Source organism: Candidatus Thiodiazotropha endolucinida, from assembly GCF_001715975.1.
GTDB lineage: Bacteria > Pseudomonadota > Gammaproteobacteria > Chromatiales > Chromatiaceae > Thiodiazotropha > Thiodiazotropha endolucinida.
On the sequence record NZ_MARB01000018.1, the window covers coordinates 67,328 to 89,748 of the forward strand.

The window sequence follows — 22,421 nt, forward strand, 5'->3', positions numbered from 1 at the left end:
AAGATCAGAGAGTTACACTTAGGTGCCTGGAATATCGCCAGCACGTCGATATTGCGAGGGGGTCTGTCCGGTATGGCGCTTGAAAGCGGTGTAGAACGCGGACTTTGAATTGAAACCGGCGTCGAGGGCGATGGCGAGGATGTTGCCCCGTTCCGTCGCACCGGCCAATGCCTGTTTTGTCTCCTCCACCCGGTAGCGGTTGACGAAATCGAAGAAGTGCTGTCCGGCCTGTTCGTTGATCACCTGGGAGAGGTAGTTGGGGGAGATATCGAGCTGGGTGGCCAGCAGGGAGAGATTCAGTTTATTGTCCAGATAGGGTTTCTCCGCCGCCATGTGTGTCCGTAAATCGGCGAACAACAGGGAGCTTGTCTCGCTGTCCAGGGCTGATTTCTCGTATTTTCGCTTTTCGTGTTCCTGTTTAGGGGCCGGCTCGGGAGGGGTTTTACTGACGGTGGATTCAGACGCGGCAGGTTGAGACACCGGTGGTTGGTGGTGAGAAAATATCTCGGGTTGGCGCAGACCCATATAACCCATGACATAGATGAGGACGACGATCATGGGATAGTGAATCCCAGGCATGTCGTCATAGAGTTCGAGGATTCCAATCAGAATGATATCCAGTATGTAGAGCAGGTAGAGCAGTGCCAGGGCGACCAACAGATTCCTCAGCCAGGTGAGACCGATGCGCTCGAGAAACGAAAACTCCTCCTGGATGTTGCGCTTATGGCGGACCAGTCTGCGGATGGCGATGAAGAGGTAGATCGCCATCTGCAGGATGGAGGTGATGCCGACGACAAAGCTGGAGACCTCTGCCCAGAGTTGTTCAGGTTCCAGTGTTTCTCCATCTAAGTAGCGGAGGGCGATTAGCTGCTCCCGATCCAATCCATAGAGTGGCGCAAGGAGCAGAAAGCCAAGCGTGAAGGGTAAGAAATGCAGCCACTGCTTGCGGCTGAATCTGTACCTATTCCTGTCGCTGAGCGCGCGCACATAGAGATAGGTCAGGGGACCGAAGAGATAATCGATATTGAGATCGAGGGCCAGCAGCCAGGGAACATGGATGAGGTGACGGGAGTGATCGAGAAACGCGAGTCCCAGGTCGAGGGTGAAGACCAGGGTCAGCAGGGCAAGAAACCGATGGCCTTTTACGTCCCTGTCTTTTGCGTTGATCAGGACAAGGGTGAGAAAGAGCCCATGCGCCGCACCCAGCAACAGCATCACTGCATAGAGATCAATTCTGGGTTCCATGGTCTCCTGGGCAAGCGCTACGCCTGGCGATATCTTGGCAAATTGACAAGTTGGGCAATCATATCAGTTTTTGTCCGGGCCGCGATTGTTTGCAGGAATAGGCGGCACGTAATGGATGAATCCTCCGGGCAGCCGGGCTGGCTACAATCTGTTACAGAGCAATACCCCTGGTAACAGGCATAACGCCTTTACCGTGCTAATGTAAAGTTGGCGGGAGGTTGTGAGCACCGCTGCTCGTTGCCGTATCGGTTTCTTGTCCGATGGAAGGTGACGGCAGTCGGGGATCGTAGTGATAACTTGAGACGGGATTTCTGGAGTGAGAGGTTCAATGCAGAGCAATGCCGAGTCCGGACCTGCCAGGGTCTTGCTGGTTGAGGATGATGTGGAGCTTGCCGAACTGGTGCAGGAGTATCTGCAGCGCTATGAGTTCGAAGTGAGCCTGGAACACCGGGGCGATACGGCCCCGGACCGGGTGCGGCAATTGAATCCCGATATCCTGGTGCTCGATCTGAATCTGCCGGGCCGGGACGGTCTCGATATCTGCAGGGATCTGCGCATGGAGTTCCAGGGCCCGATCGTGATGTTCACCGCCCGGGACGAGGATGTGGATGAGATCGTCGGTCTTGAGCTGGGTGCCGATGATTATCTCACCAAGCCGGTGGAGCCGCGGGTCCTGCTGGCCCGGCTTCGTTCCCTGCTACGGCGATTTAAACAGACTGGCAATACAACCCAGGAAGATGATCTGCTCGATTTCGGCAGCCTGCGTATTGAGGCCAGTGCCCGAGCGGTATCCGTCAATGCAGAGGAGGTGGAGCTCTCCACCGGTGAGTTCGATCTACTCTGGCTGTTGGCCACCCAGGCCGGCAAGGTGGTCGATCGGGACAGCGCACTGAAGACCCTGCGCGGCTTCGGTTACGACGGTCTCGACCGCTCGGTGGATATCGGTATCTCCAGGTTGCGGCGTAAACTGGGCGATGATGCCAACCACCCCTATCGCATCAAGACCGTACGCGGCCGCGGTTATCTCTTTGTGCCCGACGCCTGGGACTGATTGTCATGGCACGGCTCTACATCACGCTTTATAGCGTCCTCTTCATCACCATCGCCTTTTTCTTTCTCAGTCTCACCTGGTTTCCCGATCTGGTCCTACACGGTACCGTAAAGCGCTACTATGAACAGGCGATGCTCGGTGCCTACGAACTGGTTGAGCTTCGATTGGTGGAACACCCACCGTCGCGCTGGGAGCAGGAGATCGCGAATCTGGAGCCCCACTTCCGTTACGGGCTCGGTCTCTACAGCCTCGATCAGATCGACCTGAGCGATAAACAGAGACGAAGTGTGCAGGCGGGGGAGCTGGTATTTCGCGAAGAGGGAGAGCAGACACAGTTTTATAAGCGGGTATTCGACGCTGATCGTTATCTCATGATGGTCTTGGGCCCCAATCCGGAGCAGGAGGAGCGTGATCAGGTGGAGGGCATTGTCTATCTGATCGAATCGAGGTTTCTCGCCCACGACCCCGCGCAATGGCCGGCGCTGCTGCAACAGATGGACAGTGCCTTCGATATGCCCCTGGCGATGCTCGGGCTGGACGATCCATCCCTGCCGCAACAGCGGTTGAGCGATATCGAGATGGGGAAGACCGTAATCCTGGGACTGGAGGAGATGAATGAGACCTACTACAAACGCCTGGGAGATTCGCAGCAGGTGTTCCGTGCCGGGCCCTTTCCGCTGCCGCCGCTGTTGCGCTACTTCAATCCCATACTTTATCTGATGCTCGCGCTGCTGGTTGCCCTTGCGGTCTACTTCTGGGTGCGCCCGGTGTGGCGGGACCTCAATCGCATCGATCGGGGCGTGCGGGATTTCGGTACCGGCGACCTGGATACCCGCCTCTTGGTCAGGCGGCGCTCGGCACTGAAGCCGCTGGCGGACGCCTTCAACACCATGGCCGATCGCCTGCAACGCCTGATCCACTCCCATCGTGAATTGACCGGTGCGGTCTCCCATGAACTGCGCACCCCCATCGCGCGCCTGCGCTTCCGCCTGGATATGCTGGAGGAGCCACAGCACGAAGGTGACCGGGAACGCCACATCAGCGCCATGCGCAAGGATATCCGGGAACTGGAAGAGCTGGTCAGTGAATCCCTAAGCTATTCGAGGCTCGACCGGGAGCGCCCCGAGCTGGTGTTGGAGCCGGTCAGTCTCAATGGCTGGTTAAACGAGTTATCGATCGATCTGGAGGAGTCACTGCCGACGCAACGCGCTGTCTGTGAACGTTCAACAGATACGGTCGATCGCGTGGTGAACCTGGATAGCCGTTTGATGGGCCGGGCGGTGAAGAATCTGCTGCGAAACGCCCACCGGCATGCCACCTCGAAGATAGTGTTGCGCGGTGACTCGGGTGATGGCGAGGCGAGGATTGTCGTGGAGGACGATGGATCGGGGGTGCCCGAACAGGAGAGGGAGCGTATCTTCGAGCCCTTCGCCCGCCTCGACAGTGCCCGCGACCGGGAGTCGGGCGGGGTCGGGCTTGGACTGGCGATCGTCAATCAGATCGCCCGCTGGCACGGTGGCAGGGTATGGGTCGAGACTTCCAGCTTGGGTGGTGCGCGTTTCATTATCGCCTGGCCTGAGCAAGCTTCTGGTACCGTCAAGTAATAGAAACACGACACTGGAATATTGCGTTAAGGTCCCTTTCTGGATGACGCTAAGGTGTCTGCAGATTACTTGTGCTAGAAGATCCGTATAGCATCTATCCTACCTAATAAATCCAAACGAACATGAAATCTTTGGCGGACTATCGTTTCATGTCCGTCCGAACACACGTCAAGATGATTGCTTGCTTTAATGCCTGTTCTAGGCCTTAATTAGAGTCTCGAACTTTTCACATAAGACACACACATCTACGCGAATATCGAGTGTTTTTTAAGGGCATTTCAGATAATTACCGTTAATGCTGGTAATAGGACAAGGGATGATGAAGGGAATAGCATTCACATTAACTCTCCCTGTTAACACCTCGGGTGTCTTGCCCAGGTCAATCCAACCCCATCTCATGCTAGGCCGATTCCGCCTATCGCACATTAGAGGGCGGCAGGAACGACATACAAAATCACTAAGGAGGAAGAATGATGCAAACGCCATCCGAAATAGTCCGTGAGTGGTTTGATCGAGTATGGAACAACGGCGAAGCTGAATTTATAGATGTTGGTTTGGCTGAATGCTGTGAACTCACAGGTCTTACACCGCAACCTATCCAATCCCCGTCAGACTTCCATCAGTTTCACCAAATGATGAACAACCTTTTCGAGGATATTCATGTTGAGATTGACCATATCATGGAGTCTGGTGAGTCTTGCTCAGGGGTAGTCACAGTGACAGGAACACATAGGCAATCCGGAAGAGCAATTCAATTCCAATCAAGCTTTTTTGGACGAATTGAAGAAGGGAAAATTTGCCACGCAATAAACCTCACTGACTATCTATCGGTATTGGTACAAATAGGCGCATTACCGGCGGACGCTGTTGAAAAGGGTTTAGCGGGTGAATCCGCCCTCTAAATAATAGCAACGAGACAGGGAGTCTTGTTAACGTAACTGTTATAAATCATGGATAGTTGGGTGCTTGGAAAATTAAATGCTATTTTTACGTATCTAGCTTGGATGTTCCTCGCAGGTATGGCTATTTGCTTTTTTTACTGGGCTATTCCGGTATAAAATTTAGTATGCCGGTTTACTATCTAATATTCGGTGGGTTCTTTGCTTTTACAGCACTCCATTTTGTTGCAGCTTTTTGGGTGCGTTGTCCAAGCTGTGGTAAATGTCTAACTATTCAAGGGTTCCGAGGGGTTCATCCTGGTTCAATAAATAAAAAGCTGGTCGTCTGTTGAATTTCACTGGTTTTCAGGCAGCCTTGGCTGCATTCACTGTGTCAGGGTTGTATCTACAAATGATTTATAAAAATGTATAACGAGACGCGGGGGACTGCTAAAGAGGAAACTGGAAAATACCAAGTTGGCGAATATAAATGGGAAGCTTATTGGTCAAAAATTGAACCTTCAGTTGATGATGTTGAAGGTATGGAACAATATAGAAAAAGTGAAGAAGAAGATTTTTTATGTAATGGATGAAAGTGGAAAAAATGTATTCTATTGCAAAGCTAAAGAATGGCCGGATTTTTGGAATTGTGGAAATGATATTTATATAATGCCAGTGAGTAAAAAATGGTCAATGGTGTTCTCTCATGAAGGCACATGCCACTATGCAAAAAAAGAAATTTAACAGTCAATTCCAGTCGACCGCTTCCACTGTCGGCTGAGTTCGGTCGTTAATGTCAACTCTACCAAATCAAAAAGAAATACATATTTAGAATACTTCACTCACAATACGTATTTCTAGTAGACACTACAGGTGACATTTAATATTGAAAACCCCCTGAGTTAAATTACACTACCCAAGCACCCAACTACATAAACCAGCATTCTGTTACATCCCGATACAATCCCAAACAAGCCCACCACAGACACCGCCACCGTCACTCCTTAAGCTGAAGTCATCACTTGGAACAATAGTGGAGAAGAGAAGATGACTTCAGGACGCAACAGCCGAATAATCAAAATTACCCTTTCAACCTTGGCAGCCGCAGTGGTTATGTCATTGGCATCGCAACAGATTTCAGCAGGGGAGTGGCGGGTCGGTGCAAATGTCGCCGGCGGCAAGAACCCGTTTCTGGGTGAGGACAACGATGCCATATTGATACCGATGATTGCCTACAAGGGTGAGCGTTTCTATGCCAACCTGGGCAACCCGGGGATCTCCTTTTTCAGCGGCTCGACCAATTTTGCCGGTCTGGGTTACAGCGTTATCAAAGAAGATGACTACAACATCGACCTGGTGGGCCGGGTTCGCGCCATGGGGCTCTATCCGGATGACAATGACGAGCTGGAGGGAGTGGACGACCGGGATCCAGGTTTCGATCTCGGGATCACTGCCCGTTGGCAGACCGGCTTCGGTGAGTTGAATGCCCAGCTGCTGGCCGATGTCAGCGACACATCCGATGGTCAGGAGGTGATCCTCAGCTACGCCTATCCCCTCAGCTATGGCCAATGGCGTTTTCGCCCCGAACTGGGGGTCAGCTGGCAGAGCAGTGATATGACCGACTACTACTTCGGTGTGGATGCGGACGAGGCGACTGCCCGTCGCGCGGTCTACGAGGCGGATGCGGCGGTCACGCCCTTCGCGGGGGTCGAGTTCGAGTATGCCTTCGATCAGCGCATCGATCTGATCGGCGGTGTCGGCGTGGGACGGCTTGGGGATGAAATCAGCGACAGTCCGATTGTGGATGAACGCAATCTGGCCGGTGGCTACCTTGGGTTGAGCTACAAATTCTAAGGTGAGCGGGAATGAAACCGGTACGCAGCCTGGTTGCCTTTCTTGTCGGGGCGATACTTCTGTCCGTGCTCTACCTGGGAGTGGTGGAGCGGTCACAGACGGTTGAAACCATCCCCGTGGAAAGAGGTGATCTGGAACTGGTCATTAGGGTGACGGGGGAGGTGATCAACGATCGTCAGGTTGCCCTGACCGCCCTGGTTGATGGCCAGGTGAACCGCATCGACACCGCCCTGGGCGCCAAGGTCAGGGCGGGAGAGGTGCTAGCCGCCATGGACAACCGGGCGGCTGCGGCCAGCCGGCAGCGGGCCACGGCCTTTCTGCAGCAGCAGGATGTGCGCCGCCGGGAAGAACGGATGCGCTACCAGCGGTTAAAGAAGCTTGCCGCCAAGGGGGCTGTCTCCAGCGAGAAACTGGAGCAGGCGAAACTCCATTGGGAGGCGGCAAGTGCAGCCTGGGAGGTGGCGAGGGCCGACCTGAAACTGGCCGATGTGGCGCAGGAGTGGCAGCAGGTACACGCCCCGTTCGACGCGGTGGTTATCGGTAAATCGACGGAGGTGGGCCAGTGGGTTGAGGCGGGTACCCAGCTCTTCACCCTGGTGGCCCGGGCGCGTTGGGAGATCGAGGCCCACGTGGATGCGGTGGACAGCGGACGCGTGAAGACGGGGCAATCTGTGTTGGTCCGCTGTGACGCCTACCCCGGATCGGTATGGCGCTCCACAATCAGCTGGATCGGCCCCAGCGTGGAGCGGGAGAAGGATAAACGCCTCAATACCTTTCGGGTGCGGCTCGGTCTGGGTGAGGGTCCGCCCCCCTACTGCTGGGGCAGCAGGTGGATCTTGAAATAGCTGCGGAGCGGCGCAACGGCGTGCTGCGGGTGCCGTTTGCGGCCCTGCAGGAGCGGGATGACCAAGTCGAGGTAGCGCTGATCGAAGCGGGCCGGGTGCAATATCAAAGCATAAAGACAGGACTCGAGGGCGACACCCACGTGGAGGTGACAGAGGGTCTCGAAGAGGGCATGCGGATTGTGCGTCTGGATGGAGAGAGTCTCGATCCCGGGCTTCGGGTGAGTACAGGAATTGAGCCATGATCGAGATTCAAGGTTTAAGTAAATCCTACTGGCGGGGTGGAGCGGAGCTGGCGGTGATTCGGGGTGTGGATCTCCATGTTGCCCGGGGTGAGTTCGTTGCCATCATGGGACCTTCGGGGTCCGGAAAAAGCACCCTGCTCAACATCATCGGTTGCCTCGACGTGGCTGACCACGGTCTGTACCGTTTGGGCGGTGAGACGGTGGATCATGCTATAGCTCACAGGCTTGCACGCTTGAGGGCGCTCTATATCGGTTTCATCTTTCAGTCTTTCAACCTGATCCCCACCCGCAACGCCCTGAAGAATGTGGCCCTGCCGCTCCTCTATCAGGGGGTATCCGGTTCCGATCGTCATGAGCGGGCAATGTCCGTCTTGAACCACGTGGGTATGGCGGATCGAGCTGCCCATCTGCCGAGTGAACTCTCCGGCGGTCAACAGCAACGGGTTGCCATCGCCCGCGCGCTGGTCAACCGGCCCTCGCTGTTAATTGCGGACGAGCCCACCGGCGCCCTGGACAGTCGCAACAGCCGACAGGTGCTGTCGCTGTTCAAGCGCCTGCACGCTGAAGGGCATACCCTGTTGATGGTGACCCACGATCCCGCAGTTGGCGAGTGCGCCGACCGGATCGTGAGGTTGGGTGATGGAGCGATCGTGACATGAAAGGATTGCGCGTATCCATCGAACTGATCAAAGAGGCCTTGCAGGCGCTACGGGAGAATCGCCTGCGATCCCTGTTGAGCGTGGTGGGTATCGCTATCGGTATCGCTGCCGTGATGACTGTCAGTGCGGTGAGCAGCGGCGGCAAGGCCTTTGTCTTGAAAGAGTTGGAGACCTTCGGACTGCGTTCCGTCTGGGTCTTTCGCGACTATAACGACAAGGATCCGAATCGGCGGACACGATCAGGATCAGGTTTGCTGGAACAGGATCTGGCAGTGTTGAACGGTGAATGCTGTCCGGCGGTGCGCAGTATCAGTCCGGTGTTGCTGGTGGAGAAGCAATCGATCATCCAGTGGGGCAATCGTTACAGTAATGCCTCCATCAAAGGGGTGAATGCCGATTTCCTGGCGATCAATAACGATCGACTGAAGCAGGGGCGCGGTTTCAGGGAACAGGAGATTAAGGCCCGGCGACCCGTGGTATTGATCGGAGAGACTGTGTTGAAGGACCTGTTCCCGCAAGTGGGGAATCCAGTCGGTCGGCATCTGCGCATCGGTGGAAGAAAGTTCCGGGTGATCGGTGTATTGCAACACAAAAGCCGCGATCTGCTGGCAAGTATCGGCTCTGAAGGTGGCGAGGATGCGAACAACAGGATTCTGTTGCCCTACACCGTCGTACAGCAGATAAACGGTAACCGGGAGATCAGCTACCTGCAGGCGGAGGCGGTTTCGTTGATCCAGGCGGAACGGGCAGCGGCCCAGCTCAAGCAGGTGTTGCAACGGCGCCATCGCGGCGCATACCAGTATAACCAGGTGACACTCGCCTCCTATCTGAAAACCGTGGATCGTATCCTTGGTGGGATCACTGCTATAGGCGTGGTGGCGGCCTCCACCTCCCTGTTGGTGGGCGGCATCGGCGTGGCGGGGATTATGAGCACCGCGGTGGTGGAGCGAATCCGCGAGATCGGCGTGAGGATGGCGATCGGCGCGACACGCCGGCAGATCCTGTTCCAGTTTCTGGCGGAGGCTGTTTTGATCAGCGTCATCGGCGGCTTTACCGGTCTGGCGGCAGGTTTGATTTTGGGTGGCCTGCTCGATCTCGTCACCGGATTTCCGTTGATACCGACAACCGGCGGCATCCTGATCGGTTTTATGGTTTCTGTCGCGGTGGGATTGGCATCCGGTTACTACCCGGCGCGGCGGGCGGCAGGTTTTTTACCGGTTGAGGCACTCAGGAGAGATTAAACATCATGCTGAATCGACATGACATGGCGGATGGTCGGCGGGATAGGGATGAACGGATCAGGAATCTTACAAAAGCGGACCTTACCGATCTGATCGAGCAGGCAAGGCACGATAACAATATTCCTGCCTTGGCGGGAATCGTTATGGATGCAGAGCGTATGACCGTATCCGATATACAAGGTAAACGCGTGGTCGGTTCCAGTGCCGATGCATCACTGAATGACTATTTCCATATCGGCTCTTGTGCAAAATCGATATTGGCTGTGATGGCGGGAAGGCTGATTGAACAAGGTCAGCTCGCGTGGGGCACGAAGTTTTTTGATCTCCGCCCGGACTTGAAAAGGGTGGCGAGAAGCGAGTATCTCGGGATCACATTGGAAGACTTGCTGTCGTGCCAGGCCGGCATATTGCCCTATACCAAGGGAGATGAATTCGCCGCTCTAAATGACTCCGTATCACAATCCAGGGAGACATTTATAACTTATCTCGTGCAGCAAAAACCTGCTTCGAAAAAAAAGGCGAACGGACGCTTTAAACACCTCTATTCGAACGCAAGTTACACCATGGCGGCTGCGATGCTGGAAAGGGTTGCCGGTCTATCCTGGGAGGATTTGATTCAGCGGACCCTTTCTGATGAGTTAGGGCTTCCGGTTGTAATTGGCTGGCCAAACGGTCTCAACTATAACCAGCCATGGGGACATGCGGAAGTCAACGGCAGTCTGCAAGCCTTTTCGCCAGGCCATGAGTACAAGCTTCACACAATCATAGCGCCAGCCGGTGACTTGAGTTTAAGGCCTTTGGATTATGCCAAGTATGTACAACTCCATCTGCAAGGGCTAAGGGGTGTGGACAACTGTCTCACCGCGGAAACCTATCAGGCCATTCATTATCGCCAACAGGGATTCTCGTTGGGTGTGGCGAGCGGATCATCATGGGGCGAGCGCTATTCAATGTTTGATGGCAGTGCCGGTACGTTTTACTGCGCCAGCATGATTTTTCCCGATTCCAACATGGCATTTGTCATCATGGCCAATTCAGGTACGGGGCAGGCAGTGAAAGGTATCTCCTGGCTTACGAATAAGATCGTAAAAAAGTACTTCAACCTGTGGTGGATGTTTTGGATGTGACTTTATCGAGGTAGTCCGATCACCCTGCTGTCTCGTCATTTAACAGTAAGGCGACAGCAGCTGCAAGCCATTGGAGAGCGAGATGCTGGTTAGTGTATCGGGCGGGATCAACGGCTGGACTTCAGCATAAGGTGATGAGATGAAAATACGATTCTTGAAAGACCTGGCAGTCGTGGTGATAGGTGGCTGCCTGTTGACGGCTTGTACAACACTGCGCCACAGCGAGCGTGTTGAGCTGGAGGGGAGCGCTGTCGGCTATACCTCCGTTGGTGAAGGCGATGTGACTATCGTGCTGGAATCGGGACTGGGTGATGGCATGACGAGTTGGGATGGGATCATGGATGAGCTTGCGCAAATCTCACGGGTTTTTGCCTACAGCCGGCCAGGTTATTTTCCCAGTAGAGCATCGAACAGATCGCGCAATCCTGACCAGGTCGTGGATGAACTGCGCCTGTTGCTGAAACAGACAGGGCATACACCTCCCTATCTATTGGTCGGGCACTCCCTGGGAGGACTCTATGTGCTTAATTTCGTCGAGCGTTATCCGGGTGAAGTGGCCGGTGTGGTATTGGTGGATGGTCGTCACCCGATGATGACCCAGGCTTGTCTAAAGCGAGCGCTCAACGGTTGTTCCATGCCAAGCCTGGTGCAATCCCTGCTTCCCAGGCATGCCGTGGATGAGTACAAAGCCGTACAAACATCGAGACTGCCTGTCACCATGGGTGACAAACCACTGGCTGTAATCAGTAGAGCGCCGGGGCATGGAATAAATTCGGCCGGCTGGGATAAGTTGTGGTCGGAGATGCAGGTCGATCTGGCCGAATTGAGCAGTCGCAGTATACACCTGGTAGCCAGGCGTGGTGGACATTACGTTCACAAGGATGAACCAGACAGGGTGATTGAGGGGATCAACTGGGTTTTATCCAAGGTGCGGAGCGATACCAGGATTGGGAATGATATGAAGGGTCGCAAGGGCAATCGAGGGCATGCTCGCCTCACCCCTGTGCGCAGTATCCGTTGAACTGATTACACCAGCTGTTCATTGGGTGAGGATTCGGTTACAGTCGGGCGGTCATGACTTACCAACCGCTATTTCTGTTCGGTGCGGGTTTTTTGGGGGGTATGCTGAATGCAATCGCTGGTGGCGGTAGTTTTATCACATTTCCCGCATTGCTGTTTGTCGGTGTACCACCCGTCAGCGCCAATGCGACCAACACCTTCGCCTCCTGTGCCGGGTACCTGAGTGGGAGCTTTGCCTTGCGCAGGGAGCTGGCCGCCTGCCGGACTCAATTGCCGCGTATCATCGGCATAAGTGCGATAGGTGGAGGTCTGGGTGCGCTGTTGCTGTTGCAGACACCGGAGTCGATTTTTCGGCAAGCGATTCCCTGGTTGCTGCTATTCGCCACTCTTTTGTTTATCTTTGGCGGGCGTTTAAACAGGAGTCTGAGAGACTTCGCCACAAGATATCGGCACGCCTCGCTTCTCGGCGGTCTGCTGCTGGTAGTGCTATTGGCGGGAGTCTCCGTCTATGGTGGGTTTTTCAATGCAGGTCTCGGGATAATCATTCTCAGCTACCTGGCACTGGCGGGCTATAACGATATCAATGCCATGAACGGCGTGAAACTGCTTATTTCCACAGTCATATCGCTGGTCGCCATCTTGCTGTTTATCTATGATGGAATGATTGCCTGGTTTGCGGGCATAACGGTCATGCTCGGTACGTTGGCCGGGGGGTATATGGCTGCCCACCTGTCGCGCCGGCTATCTCAACGCAGCGTGAGGTCGTTCATCATTTTTGCCTGTAGTGTCATAACACTCTATTTCTTCTACGAGACCTACTTTCAACCCGGCCCGACCGGGTAAGTGTTAATAGGCCCTAACTCGACAGTTCCTGCCCCACAGGTGTAGCTGAGCCCGTCGGTATTGGGTCAGCGGGCCCGACAAATGTTTTTTTGATCTTGAGCATGATATCGCTTGAAAGTGTATCAAGTTTCGTTTCCACTTCATTGAGCTTGCCTTGCCGGTCATCGGCAGGATTCAACAATTGACGCAGCAAAGGGACCAGCTCAAGCGCATAATCGGTTTGATGATTGTTCTCCAACGCCTGCAGCAGCGCCTGGTCGGCATTGATGTAGTCTTTCAGTTTGCAGTAGACACAGGTGGTGCGCAGGTAGATGGCGCACTGTCGCTTTTCCTCATTGTTGAGTCCGTGGTCAAGTACTGCGTAATGCTCCTTCGCCTGGTAGTAGTCTGCCGCGTCGTATGAGGCATCCGCTTCAGCCAGCAGATTACGGTTGCAGATGCCGATCCAGTAATCGATACGGTCACCGTAAAGATTGAATTTACGATTTCTGATATCGGCTTTTGTCAGCCACTCACGGGCTTCCACGAAATGTCCCAGCCGAATATAGTGGCGGCCGATTGTATAGGCGCTCTGGGCATATCTTTTTTTGCCCTGCTCGAATCTCTCTATGACCGTGTTGATGATGCCCTCGGTGTCCTGCAGTTCGATATTCATCTCCAGTTCCGCAAAGACATCGAGATGCTTACGTGAAAGCTCGCTCATCTGATGCAGGGCTTCCCTGGCGGCCTTGTGAACCTCCTCGGGCTCCTCCTCGTCAGCGATAATGTCAACCAGCACCAGCAAGGCCCCGTCATCCCTTGATTCCCCCAGTGCCCTGGCGGAAGCGCAGCGTTCGGCCACGTCGTCCGATCTCAACAGGAACTTCATGCAAAAGAGCATCATTTCACCGATATGATCTTGTTTGCGTCCCCAGAAAACAAGCCCGATGATGAGCGCAGCTCCCACTGTGAGGGAAATCATCAAAGCAATGATCAAAGTAATGGCCATGCCATCGTCATGATTGTTGCTCAGCGCGTCTGCCGCGGCTTGGAGGTTGGTTGTGATCATTAAGGCAACGATCGCGGTGAAGGAGAAGATCCGGGCGGATCGTCCAAAAATTCCTGCTTTTATGTGGTGGATGATGGCAGTTAGCATATTTGTATCCATGTTCGTGTGCGGAGTACCGCTCACAGACCGGGTCTAGATAAACACTGTTACATATGTAATGAAGCAAAGTCCAGAGCTGCCGCTCAGTCAAACATATTTATTAAATAATGACATTTCGTCCCGTTCCTGGTGATACTCATAGTACCGTAACGGTCTTAAATTGGCTCTGATACAGATAGTTACCTAAAATACTTGCGGGCAAACCGCTAGAGAAATAGCCATAAGCATCCTTTAATACATATTCTATGGATATCCAAAGCCTTTTCCATCCGCCATATTTTATATCTTTAACACTGACAGCAAAAAGGTGGCCATGGGTGGCCGTTTTTCGAGGCTTGGTTATGTACAATAGGCAAAGTAATGGTTACGCATGAACATTATTCATTCACAGTAATAACATATGGGCAGACATGAGCGGGACAAAATCTCGAACGCTGCATATCCAGCGCTATCTGATCAGCGGAATAATCACCCTGATTCCCCTTTGGGTCACATGGCTGGTCTTCAAGTATATCTTCAATCACCTTTCCAAGCTGGGATCACCATGGGCCAGGATGCTTTCGCGCAGTATCCAGAACGAGTACCCCTCAATCGCTCAATGGCTTCTTGAACCATGGTTTCAAAATACCTTGGCCGTTTTCATCATGCTCTTGGGTCTCTACCTTGTTGGCTGGTTGGTGAGCCGGGTGATCGGCCGCAAGATCCTTTTCTTTTTCGAATCGACCGTACAGCGCCTGCCAGTCGTTCAGAATGTTTACGGATTGGTGAAAAAACTGATATCAGCCTTGGAGCAGAAACCGGAAAATGTGCAACAAGTCGTGCTGATCGAGTTTCCATCCTCCGATATGAAGACAGTTGGCTTCGTGACGCGCACCATGGTCGATGCCAACAGTGGCAAAGAGCTCGCGGCGGTGTATGTGCCTACGACGCCGAATCCCACATCCGGTTATCTCGAAATAGTACCGCTTGAAAACCTGGTATCGACGGATTGGAGTATTGATGAGGCGATGAGTTTCATTATCTCAGGCGGTGCGGTGGCACCTGGTAAAGTGCCTTATACGAGTAAAAAATCAGACTGATTTTGTTTTAACATGACTCGAGCTATTTGAAATGGCTATGTCGTCCAAAATGCCACCTAAGTAGGCTCCTGGCTCTAGCTAAAAGAGAGTCTGCTAATTACCCTAATGTGGACATATTTCTAATATAATAAAAGGCGACTATTAAGTCGCCTTTAGATATTCAAAATCATATTATATTTAAGCTTTCTTGAGTCTGGAATATCCAACTAATCCTATTAATCCAGAACCAAATAACCATATAGCTGCAGGAATAGGGACAGGGGATGGTGTTTCTCGTACAAGAAAGTAAGAAGTCGTACTACTTATTGTTGGATCTTCAACACAACAAGATGAGCCATAGTGTACATACTCTATATTCCCATTAATGCTGATGGTATAAGCTGTGAACCCGTTAAGTTCTTCCTCCTGCCCTTTTATTACGCCAATTACACCACTGTATTGCACGTTGCCTGATGATACTGATGATACGGTATCACCCAAATAGCTAGTTAAAATATTGATCGACGAATCAATCAAATCAGGATCTGAATGCGATCCGTTTAAACTATAATCATATCCAGGAAATCCAAAATTTACCAATAAGCCCACAACTTCGTCTTCTTCGGCAAATCTCCAACCATTTAAATACCCATCAGACATCCATGAACTCACTGAATCACTAGGCCTGCCGAGCATACGTTCCAGACTCAACCATTCTAAACTTGTTGACGTATCTCTTGTAATGACACCTTCCTCGACAATACCTGGAGCTATTAACCAATCGGTTTGAATCAACGCTGAATAGGAAATTATAGGAAATGACAAGAAAATAATAAAAGTAACAATCCTGATTAACATCTAACTCTCCATCAACTTTTCGTTTCTAACGCTTGGTAAAGTGATAAGCAACCCAATATGTTAGCAGAGATAATTAGTATACATTAATAATGCCCTAGAAGATAAGAGTTGTATTGTCAACTTATTCGGTCAGTTTTTATATTATTTAGTAAATTTAAGTAATCGATTATCTTTGGTTATAGTAAAAAAAACTATGACATGTAACATGTTAGATAATACTAATGGCCTGCTTTGTGGTGGCGGCCGACCCTGCAGTTTCTGGGAAATTTATTCCCCTAATGACAGAAATAAGACTTGTCCGGTACGTGACAATTTTATTGAAAAACTCCATTGGAGTTGATGAATATTATTTCAGAGTTTAGCTAGGAGCGGATATTCAGATAGTCATGTCTCACTGGCTAGAGGGTTGATCCTGACTCTGTGCTGCCAGTTGTTTTTTAGGGAACGACGAAAAAACAGAGCAACCATGATTAATGCAGACATGAACGTCAAGGTAACGATCGCAGTTCCAACCAGCCCGTACAGCACGATTACACCAACACCACAATAGAGTAAGGAAATATTCAAGTAGCGGTGGGACGTTCAACAACAATTCTCAGCGATCAGGGTGAAAAATTAGCTAATTGACTGTTCAATAACTATCCATCTCAAAGAGAAGGGCTTCTGTTCTTCCTACACCCAGGCTATATTAGCTTTTATGGTGCATTAGGGAATTTAGTAAGTTAGACGTATGCCGCGACAGCAATTGAGATTCGCTGGGTGGAAAAAACTTGGTTTTTAGATGACGTAGAATTTCGGCTTGAAACACCAATACCCGACACAAAAAACCGGACTCGGTCCTGCCGGAAGGTTGCTTGAACGAGCCCGGCAGCGAATCGCCTCCCTGGAATTATTGATTTCCGGTAGTACACTTTTTTTGGATCGGATGCCACTGCTGCGGATATTTCGACGACAGGTGACTGCAGAGGTCTCCATGTTGTCAGAAGGGATAAATATTACCGTGGGATTTCGCGTGGAGTTTAAAACTCCCTATCTGCATCTTCCTGTTGAGATCGACAAGACCCAGGTCGGCAGCGAAGATAATCAGCTCGGATTCAGGCCTGCGTCGTTCAGATTTTTTGATTGGCAGTCATGGGAGCACATGACCGGAGAGATCAGCTGGCTGAGAGAGCGCCAGGTTGGAATCAGTGGGAAGACACACGATTTTGTCTCCGGATTCGAGTATCGGGTTGCGGCCGTCCCCACTGCTTCAGACAACTTGGGAATCCGACTGGCAGAAGGAATCGATGGAACAGCCAGGGTCCTGGTAAACCGCGATATCAGACAAATGAAATTCGAGCCGGTTTATTGGATGCTGGAACGAGGGAATGACAGCTATCATATCGTGGCAATAAACAGTAATGAATTGATGGTATTGATCGTATCCCTCTCCGAAATTGGCAGCGGAAACGAGCAAATATACGAGAAGATGATTGCACGCCTGACTGATTGGGTAAGGTTCAGGTTTAAAGGAAAAAGTCAGGAACACACCATGTTGGCTTTTCTCGTATACGTCAGAGATTGGGGGCCACTCGGTATGGAGCCGTTATACCGTGGCATAAAAGACGTGTTAACGCGATTGGATATTACAGGCGCTGAGCGAATTCTTTTCGATTTTTATGCGGATAATTGGGGTCTGCGGGATAATCGGCACGGCCGGTTGCTCGTCATAAAAACACTTGAAGTCTTGGAAACCCAAGATGCCCACCGCGCCCTTGAAGCCATCAGCGCTCATACACAGAGCCAGAACATCCCGCCCGAGGAATCGCAACTGATTCGAAACGCTATACACACATACAAAGAAAAAGCATAAGCACGACCGCAGAATTAGACACCAACGACAGGCCCTAAGACAAAGGCTCTCGTAACAATATCGAGTAGACCATACAAGATATGCAAGGAACAAAGGCAATCAAATCACCATTGATTCTTTTTCCAACCGATTCCTCAGAATAGGCTTCCTTTACTTTGGCGGGCACTCCATAAATTAAAGCAGCTAGGAGCGGATATTCAGGTAATCGGGTCTCACTGGCTAGAGGGTTGATCCTGACTCAGTGCCACCGGTTGCTTTTGGGGAACGATGAAAAAACAATGCCGCCATGATTAATGCAGGCAGGAACGTCAAGGTAACGATCGCGGTTCCAACCAGCCCGCACAGCACGATAACACCAACGCCACGATAGAGTTCAGTACCCTCGCCCGGGATCAGGACAAGCGGTGCCAGTCCGCACACGGTCGTCAATGTCGTCATGGCGATGGGTCTAAGGCGTATAGCGACCGCATCGCGCACAGCCTGTTGTGCCACCATGCGGTGTTCCCGGACATTGACCATGGCTTGATGCACGATCAGAATGGGGTTGTTGACCACGGTGCCCATAAGGATGAGAAAACCAAGCATAGTGATCATATCGAATGGCTGGCTCATGGCCGGGTAGCCGATGGCTGGCAGCCAGGCGCCGATCTGGTTCATCAACCAGAGTCCAACAAGTCCGGAAGCGATTCCCAGTGGAATAGTGGTCATGATCAACAAGGGATAACCCCAGTGGGAAAAGATCGCAACCAGGACCAGATAAATAATGACAAGGGCCACCAGGTAGTTGGCAGTCAGTGATTCGCGGGTGGCCTGCAATTGGTCGCTGGCGCCGGAGATGATGATTTTGACATTGCTGGGTACAAAGCCGTTATCCAGCAGATATGTCACCACGTCGCGTTTGACAATCTCCAGCCCTGTCTCCAAGGCGATGTTGTCTGGCGGTATGATGCTCAGGGTTACGGTGCGTTTACCATTGACGCGGCGGATGTTGCTGGTATCGACTGACTCCACGATCCTCGCCAGCGATGACAGGGGCACCACGGCATTGGTGGGAGTATAGACCGGCAGACTATCCAAACTTTCCAACGAGGCATTGTTACCCGCACTGCTGTAGAGATAGATATCGATCTTGTCATCTTCAAGGAAGAACTCATCGACAAAGGCGCCGTCGGTCAAGGCGGCGATGGTAAAGCCCATGTCGGCATTGGATATACCGGACTGTGCCAGTCGCTCCCAGTTGGGCTTGATTTCGATCAAGGGTTGAGAGAGGGTCAGCGAAGCGGGTTGCGAGCGGACCCTCGGTTTTTCGAAAACCTGCTTGGCGCGGGATTCGGCACGTGCGGCAACCGCATAGATGGTCTGTAGGGAGGGACCTGAGATGTCGAGGTTGATGCTGCGAGTACCACCGCTGTTGCTGGTTATGATGGAGCCGCGTGATACAAACGAACGCATGCCGACATACTTTTCATACTGCCTGTCAACGGCATCCATCAGCGGCTTGATATGTTTGGGATCCTTTGGCTGAGCGATGATGCGCAGGCGAGTGGCCTGAATGCTCAGATTGAAATAGGCCATGGCCGGTACCTCGGTCTCGCCACGGTCAAATTGGCTTGGACCATGCTCCAGGAAAGGCATGAAATACGCCTGCACTTCATGGCCGATGCGCGTCATGGTTTCGAGATTGTAGCCGGTGGGTGGACTCATGCTGGCAAACAACTTCGGCTCCTCGCCTTCCGGCAGGTATTCAGCCGGAGGTGTGAGGTAGACGATAATCGCGCCACAGATAGCGATCACCACCGCGATGACGCCCAACTGATGCATGCGTGTCCCGACTATCCATTCGACACGTTTGATCAGGAACTCCCTCCAACCCACCTTGTTTGCAGACCGATGGTCCTTGCTGCCGCTAAAGACGTGTGCGGCTGCCGCAGGTATCACGGCAATCGCCACCAGCATGGAGGCGATGATGGAAGCGGAGATGGCGATGGCCACATCGGAATACAACTGCCCCGCCTCTTCGGCGATAAACACGATGGGCACGAACACCAGCACCGTGGTCAGGGTCGAGGCGAGCACCGCCGGCCAGACCTTGCGCACGCCGTCAACGGCGGCCTGCCATCGGTCCAGCCCCTTGCGCCATGACAGTTCGATACTTTCCAGCACCACGATACTGTTGTCCAGAGTCATGCCAATGGCGAAAGCCACACCGGCCAATGATATGACATTGATGGTGCGACCCGCCAAGATGAGGCCCATGAAAGCGGCGATGGTACAGATCGGTATACCCATCACCCCGATCAGTGTTGCCTTGCCGGTGCGCAGGAACAGGAACATGACTATACTGGCCAATATTGCCCCGATAAGCAGATTAGTCCAGACGTTATAGATCGAGGCCTCTACATAACCCACGTCATCTGCCACGAGAAACATCTGCATACCTGCAGGTTTGAGCACCTCTTCGTTGATGGCCTCGACCTCCGGCATCATGGACCGCTTGATGTCGATGACATTGGAACCCGCCTGACGTCGAACCGACATGCCGATCACCGGATCGCCGTCCGTATAAGAGAAACGGGTGATCTCAAAATGGCCGAGCCGAATCTCCGCTATCTCACCAAGACGAGTCAGGGCATCGCCCTGATGGTCCACAATCACCTCTTTCAGATCTTCGACGTCGCGAACACGCCCAATGGTACGCAGCAGATAACGCCGTTTGCCGGATTCAATCTCGCCGCCGGAGACGTCACGATTTCGCTGTTGGATGGCACCGCGCACCTGGGCCACGGTGCGATTGCGTTCGGCGAGTCGAGCGGGGTCGACCAGTATCTGTATTTGTCGTTCCGCACCGCCGTAGACAGAGATCTCCGACACGCCCGGCACCGTTTCCATACGCGAGGCCACATGGTCCCGTATGAAGTCCTGCATGGGGATCATGTTCAGGTTGCGCGGATTGCCCGGCAAGGGCGTAACCCGGAAATACATGAAAGAGTTGGCTGAAAAGGAGGTGGCGTAGATACGCGGTTCATCCACGTTGTTGGGATAAGAGGGCACGCGGCTCAGCGCGTTGATCACTTCGATCAGGGTATCGTTGAGGTTAATACCAAACGGGAACTCCAGTTCGACCTGGGCGCGACCAAAGGAGGCCGAGGAGACGATGCGCTGAAGTCCGCGCACACTGCGTAAGTGTTCTTCCTGTTCGATGAGGATCTCTTTCTCGACATCCTGCGGCGTAGCGCCTGGCCAGTTGGTGCGGATGGAGATGGTGCGAACCTCCAGATCGGGGATCATTTGCACCGGTATCTTCAAGGCGGCGACGATCCCCAGCACGATCACGATGAGCGTCCCCACAGCGATCAGAATTCCGTGTTTGACCATGGCTTCGAACATGACGCTTTCCAGTGGCCTCTTAACCTAACATCTGCAGTTGAACATGGATTTGTGGGAAATCCCGAAGTGTCCGGCAAGGCGTCGTTCGCCGTTAATGGCTATTCCCTTAACAAGAACGACAATGCAGCTGGGTGCATCGGGATTTTTCTCAAATTCATGTGGCGTCCCACAACTCATCCAAGGGGTGCGTGAGTAATTAAGTATTTGATTCAGCATTTCATTACCTTATGTCAGATATCAGCGATCAACTGCGGAATCTGGGTTTATTCCTCACGCTTGATAATAACACTCTGCCCGTCGCGCAACGCTTCATTGCCTTGCACCACAATGGTGGTATCGGCGGCCAAACCTTTGGTGATAGTGACCATGCCGTTGAAACTCAAACCGGTTTGAACCTGTTGCTCAGAGACTGTGGCGCTTTCTCCTTTCTGATTGACCGCCCAAACGGTGACACGACCGTCTGGGTAGCGTATCAATGCATCTCGATGGATCACGACACCTCGAGTCCCGGTATTCAATCGCAGCACCGCGCTGGCCGACATCCCCGGTGCCAGCTTCACTTGCAGATCGTCCAGCATTGCCCGAATCAGAAAGGTGCGAGTGCCCGGATCGGTCACTGGGATAATAGTTTCGATTACGCCATCAAATGTTCGCCCAGGCAGTGCATCCAGGCTGATAAGGATCTTGGTGGACTTATCCAGTTTGGCGTAAACGGACTGCGGGACCCGGAAATCGATGCGCAGTCCCTCGGTAGCGATCAATTCAACGACGGTGTCACCCGGCTGAATCCATTCGCCCTGTTCGACCAGTCTGCGGCTAATGACGCCGGCGAATGGCGCTTCAGCTGCGCCGCCTGGCGTTGCTGCTCTGCCTGGTAACGCTTTACTTCAGCACCGTCGATGCGGACCTCAGCCGCCAGTGACTCGATCTCATTGACCGACACGCTGTGGCGCTTGGCCAGTTCCTTGGCATCGTTCAGGCGCCGCTTGGCATCCTCCAATTCCTGGATCGCGCTTTCCGTTGCAGCGCGAGCCGCCGCCAGGGAAAGCCTGTCCAGCTCCGAATTGAGCTGCAGGATTTCATCACCGGCCCGTACCTGGTCGCCTATCTCGATTGAGATACGCTCAACGATACCGCTCACCTCAGTCGAAAGTTTAGCGATACGTGCTGAGATTACGCTGCCGGTTATTGGGACCTCTTCAATTAGTGCGACCTCCTCGGCTGAGTCGACCAGAACCATCGGACCGCTCTGTTGAGCAAATGCTAAGTTCCCGCAACAAAATGCCAGTAACACCAAGCATTGTCTCAAAACAAAGAGACGTGTCTGGTACCGATTTTCTTGCGGAATATCCATATGGTCTTGGCATGAGGAACAATGATATGACTTCATAAATCTATCACCGAAGTTCAAAAATGGAGTACTATTTTACTAACAGGCTGTTGATTTTTACCCGTCGTCAGCCGTCAAATTCGTTTGGCGGTGTAATTACCGCTCAATCTAGCGATTGAT

At 52.6% G+C, this 22,421-nt stretch carries 20 protein-coding genes; 14 read left to right on the forward strand and 6 right to left on the reverse strand.

Annotated features, from left to right (window positions below; all coding sequences use genetic code 11):
* Positions 1–18: 18 nt before the first annotated feature.
* Positions 19–1,245 carry an AraC family transcriptional regulator gene (locus CODIS_RS14870; protein ID WP_069126735.1) on the reverse strand — a complete coding sequence of 409 codons (1,227 nt, stop codon included), beginning with the start codon at positions 1,243–1,245 and terminating at the stop codon, positions 19–21.
* Positions 1,246–1,573: 328 nt separating this feature from the next.
* Here CODIS_RS14870 and CODIS_RS14875 point away from each other — a divergent pair, with 328 nt between their 5' ends.
* The 12 genes from CODIS_RS14875 to CODIS_RS14930 all read left to right on the forward strand — a co-directional run bounded on the left by CODIS_RS14875 (position 1,574) and on the right by CODIS_RS14930 (position 12,609).
* Positions 1,574–2,296, forward strand: coding sequence for a response regulator (locus CODIS_RS14875; protein ID WP_069126736.1), 723 nt, complete (start codon positions 1,574–1,576; stop codon positions 2,294–2,296).
* 5 nt (positions 2,297–2,301) lie between these two features.
* Entirely contained in the window at positions 2,302–3,900 is a 1,599-nt protein-coding gene (locus tag CODIS_RS14880; protein WP_069126737.1) for an ATP-binding protein, read from the forward strand.
* 470 nt (positions 3,901–4,370) lie between these two features.
* Positions 4,371–4,802 carry an ester cyclase gene (locus CODIS_RS14885; RefSeq protein WP_083220797.1) on the forward strand — a complete coding sequence of 144 codons (432 nt, stop codon included), beginning with the start codon at positions 4,371–4,373 and terminating at the stop codon, positions 4,800–4,802.
* Positions 4,803–5,203: 401 nt separating this feature from the next.
* Positions 5,204–5,371 carry a hypothetical protein gene (locus CODIS_RS21000; RefSeq protein ID WP_154723149.1) on the forward strand — a complete coding sequence of 56 codons (168 nt, stop codon included), beginning with the start codon at positions 5,204–5,206 and terminating at the stop codon, positions 5,369–5,371.
* A gap of 454 nt (positions 5,372–5,825) precedes the next feature.
* Positions 5,826–6,632, forward strand: a complete 807-nt coding sequence (locus tag CODIS_RS14895; RefSeq protein WP_069126740.1) for a MipA/OmpV family protein — start codon at positions 5,826–5,828, stop codon at positions 6,630–6,632.
* A gap of 11 nt (positions 6,633–6,643) precedes the next feature.
* Positions 6,644–7,477, forward strand: coding sequence for an efflux RND transporter periplasmic adaptor subunit (locus CODIS_RS14900; protein ID WP_069126741.1), 834 nt, complete (start codon positions 6,644–6,646; stop codon positions 7,475–7,477).
* Positions 7,462–7,719 (forward strand): permuted SH3 domain-containing protein, encoded by a 258-nt coding sequence (locus tag CODIS_RS14905; protein WP_154723150.1) that lies wholly within the window; start codon positions 7,462–7,464, stop codon positions 7,717–7,719. Before CODIS_RS14900 ends, CODIS_RS14905 begins: the two co-directional genes overlap by 16 nt.
* Complete coding sequence (locus CODIS_RS14910; protein WP_069126743.1) at positions 7,716–8,378, forward strand: ABC transporter ATP-binding protein; 663 nt, start codon at positions 7,716–7,718, stop codon at positions 8,376–8,378. Before CODIS_RS14905 ends, CODIS_RS14910 begins: the two co-directional genes overlap by 4 nt.
* Positions 8,375–9,619, forward strand: a complete 1,245-nt coding sequence (locus CODIS_RS14915) for an ABC transporter permease (protein ID WP_069126744.1) — start codon at positions 8,375–8,377, stop codon at positions 9,617–9,619. The genes CODIS_RS14910 and CODIS_RS14915 overlap by 4 nt, the downstream gene beginning before the upstream one ends.
* Positions 9,620–9,624: 5 nt before the next feature.
* Positions 9,625–10,746: a serine hydrolase domain-containing protein gene (locus tag CODIS_RS14920; protein ID WP_069126745.1), complete on the forward strand. Its 1,122-nt coding sequence runs from the start codon at positions 9,625–9,627 to the stop codon at positions 10,744–10,746.
* A gap of 139 nt (positions 10,747–10,885) precedes the next feature.
* The gene (locus CODIS_RS14925; RefSeq protein WP_069126746.1) at positions 10,886–11,767 is read left to right on the forward strand and encodes an alpha/beta fold hydrolase; all 882 of its coding nucleotides are present in this window, start codon (positions 10,886–10,888) and stop codon (positions 11,765–11,767) included.
* Between the two features lie 53 nt (positions 11,768–11,820).
* Entirely contained in the window at positions 11,821–12,609 is a 789-nt protein-coding gene (locus CODIS_RS14930) for a sulfite exporter TauE/SafE family protein (protein ID WP_069126747.1), read from the forward strand.
* 13 nt (positions 12,610–12,622) lie between these two features.
* Here CODIS_RS14930 and CODIS_RS14935 read toward each other — a convergent pair whose 3' ends face one another.
* Positions 12,623–13,744 (reverse strand): tetratricopeptide repeat protein, encoded by a 1,122-nt coding sequence (locus CODIS_RS14935; RefSeq protein ID WP_154723151.1) that lies wholly within the window; start codon positions 13,742–13,744, stop codon positions 12,623–12,625.
* A 422-nt stretch (positions 13,745–14,166) separates the two neighbouring features.
* On the opposite strand from CODIS_RS14935, the gene CODIS_RS14940 reads away from it, so the two are divergent.
* Entirely contained in the window at positions 14,167–14,835 is a 669-nt protein-coding gene (locus CODIS_RS14940) for a DUF502 domain-containing protein (RefSeq protein ID WP_069126749.1), read from the forward strand.
* 177 nt (positions 14,836–15,012) lie between these two features.
* Here the strand turns inward: CODIS_RS14940 and CODIS_RS21250 are convergent, their stop codons facing one another.
* Positions 15,013–15,672 carry a VPLPA-CTERM sorting domain-containing protein gene (locus CODIS_RS21250; RefSeq protein ID WP_201259036.1) on the reverse strand — a complete coding sequence of 220 codons (660 nt, stop codon included), beginning with the start codon at positions 15,670–15,672 and terminating at the stop codon, positions 15,013–15,015.
* Positions 15,673–16,471: 799 nt separating this feature from the next.
* Between CODIS_RS21250 and CODIS_RS14945 the strand changes: the two genes are divergently transcribed.
* Complete coding sequence (locus CODIS_RS14945; protein ID WP_069126750.1) at positions 16,472–17,524, forward strand: hypothetical protein; 1,053 nt, start codon at positions 16,472–16,474, stop codon at positions 17,522–17,524.
* 219 nt (positions 17,525–17,743) lie between these two features.
* Here the strand turns inward: CODIS_RS14945 and CODIS_RS14950 are convergent, their stop codons facing one another.
* The 3 genes from CODIS_RS14950 to CODIS_RS14960 all read right to left on the reverse strand — a co-directional run bounded on the left by CODIS_RS14950 (position 17,744) and on the right by CODIS_RS14960 (position 22,151).
* On the reverse strand, positions 17,744–20,911 hold the full coding sequence (locus CODIS_RS14950; RefSeq protein ID WP_069126751.1) for an efflux RND transporter permease subunit: 3,168 nt from the start codon (positions 20,909–20,911) through the stop codon (positions 17,744–17,746).
* Positions 20,912–21,174: 263 nt separating this feature from the next.
* The gene (locus CODIS_RS14955) at positions 21,175–21,732 is read right to left on the reverse strand and encodes an efflux RND transporter periplasmic adaptor subunit (protein ID WP_154723152.1); all 558 of its coding nucleotides are present in this window, start codon (positions 21,730–21,732) and stop codon (positions 21,175–21,177) included.
* Positions 21,669–22,151, reverse strand: a complete 483-nt coding sequence (locus CODIS_RS14960; RefSeq protein WP_069126753.1) for an efflux RND transporter periplasmic adaptor subunit — start codon at positions 22,149–22,151, stop codon at positions 21,669–21,671. Before CODIS_RS14960 ends, CODIS_RS14955 begins: the two co-directional genes overlap by 64 nt.
* Positions 22,152–22,421: the final 270 nt, after the last annotated feature.

What these genes read in the sequence shown, in the direction of transcription:
- CODIS_RS14870 (WP_069126735.1), bottom strand. Translation starts at nt 1,245, where the DNA reads ATGGAACCCAGAATTGATCTCTATGCAGTGATGCTGTTGCTGGGTGCG.
- CODIS_RS14875 (WP_069126736.1), top strand. Translation starts at nt 1,574, where the DNA reads ATGCAGAGCAATGCCGAGTCCGGACCTGCCAGGGTCTTGCTGGTTGAG.
- CODIS_RS14880 (WP_069126737.1), top strand. Translation starts at nt 2,302, where the DNA reads ATGGCACGGCTCTACATCACGCTTTATAGCGTCCTCTTCATCACCATC.
- CODIS_RS14885 (WP_083220797.1), top strand. Translation starts at nt 4,371, where the DNA reads ATGATGCAAACGCCATCCGAAATAGTCCGTGAGTGGTTTGATCGAGTA.
- CODIS_RS21000 (WP_154723149.1), top strand. Translation starts at nt 5,204, where the DNA reads ATGTATAACGAGACGCGGGGGACTGCTAAAGAGGAAACTGGAAAATAC.
- CODIS_RS14895 (WP_069126740.1), top strand. Translation starts at nt 5,826, where the DNA reads ATGACTTCAGGACGCAACAGCCGAATAATCAAAATTACCCTTTCAACC.
- CODIS_RS14900 (WP_069126741.1), top strand. Translation starts at nt 6,644, where the DNA reads ATGAAACCGGTACGCAGCCTGGTTGCCTTTCTTGTCGGGGCGATACTT.
- CODIS_RS14910 (WP_069126743.1), top strand. Translation starts at nt 7,716, where the DNA reads ATGATCGAGATTCAAGGTTTAAGTAAATCCTACTGGCGGGGTGGAGCG.
- CODIS_RS14915 (WP_069126744.1), top strand. Translation starts at nt 8,375, where the DNA reads ATGAAAGGATTGCGCGTATCCATCGAACTGATCAAAGAGGCCTTGCAG.
- CODIS_RS14920 (WP_069126745.1), top strand. Translation starts at nt 9,625, where the DNA reads ATGCTGAATCGACATGACATGGCGGATGGTCGGCGGGATAGGGATGAA.
- CODIS_RS14925 (WP_069126746.1), top strand. Translation starts at nt 10,886, where the DNA reads ATGAAAATACGATTCTTGAAAGACCTGGCAGTCGTGGTGATAGGTGGC.
- CODIS_RS14930 (WP_069126747.1), top strand. Translation starts at nt 11,821, where the DNA reads ATGACTTACCAACCGCTATTTCTGTTCGGTGCGGGTTTTTTGGGGGGT.
- CODIS_RS14935 (WP_154723151.1), bottom strand. Translation starts at nt 13,744, where the DNA reads ATGCTAACTGCCATCATCCACCACATAAAAGCAGGAATTTTTGGACGA.
- CODIS_RS14940 (WP_069126749.1), top strand. Translation starts at nt 14,167, where the DNA reads ATGAGCGGGACAAAATCTCGAACGCTGCATATCCAGCGCTATCTGATC.
- CODIS_RS21250 (WP_201259036.1), bottom strand. Translation starts at nt 15,672, where the DNA reads ATGTTAATCAGGATTGTTACTTTTATTATTTTCTTGTCATTTCCTATA.
- CODIS_RS14950 (WP_069126751.1), bottom strand. Translation starts at nt 20,911, where the DNA reads ATGTTCGAAGCCATGGTCAAACACGGAATTCTGATCGCTGTGGGGACG.
- CODIS_RS14960 (WP_069126753.1), bottom strand. Translation starts at nt 22,151, where the DNA reads ATGGTTCTGGTCGACTCAGCCGAGGAGGTCGCACTAATTGAAGAGGTC.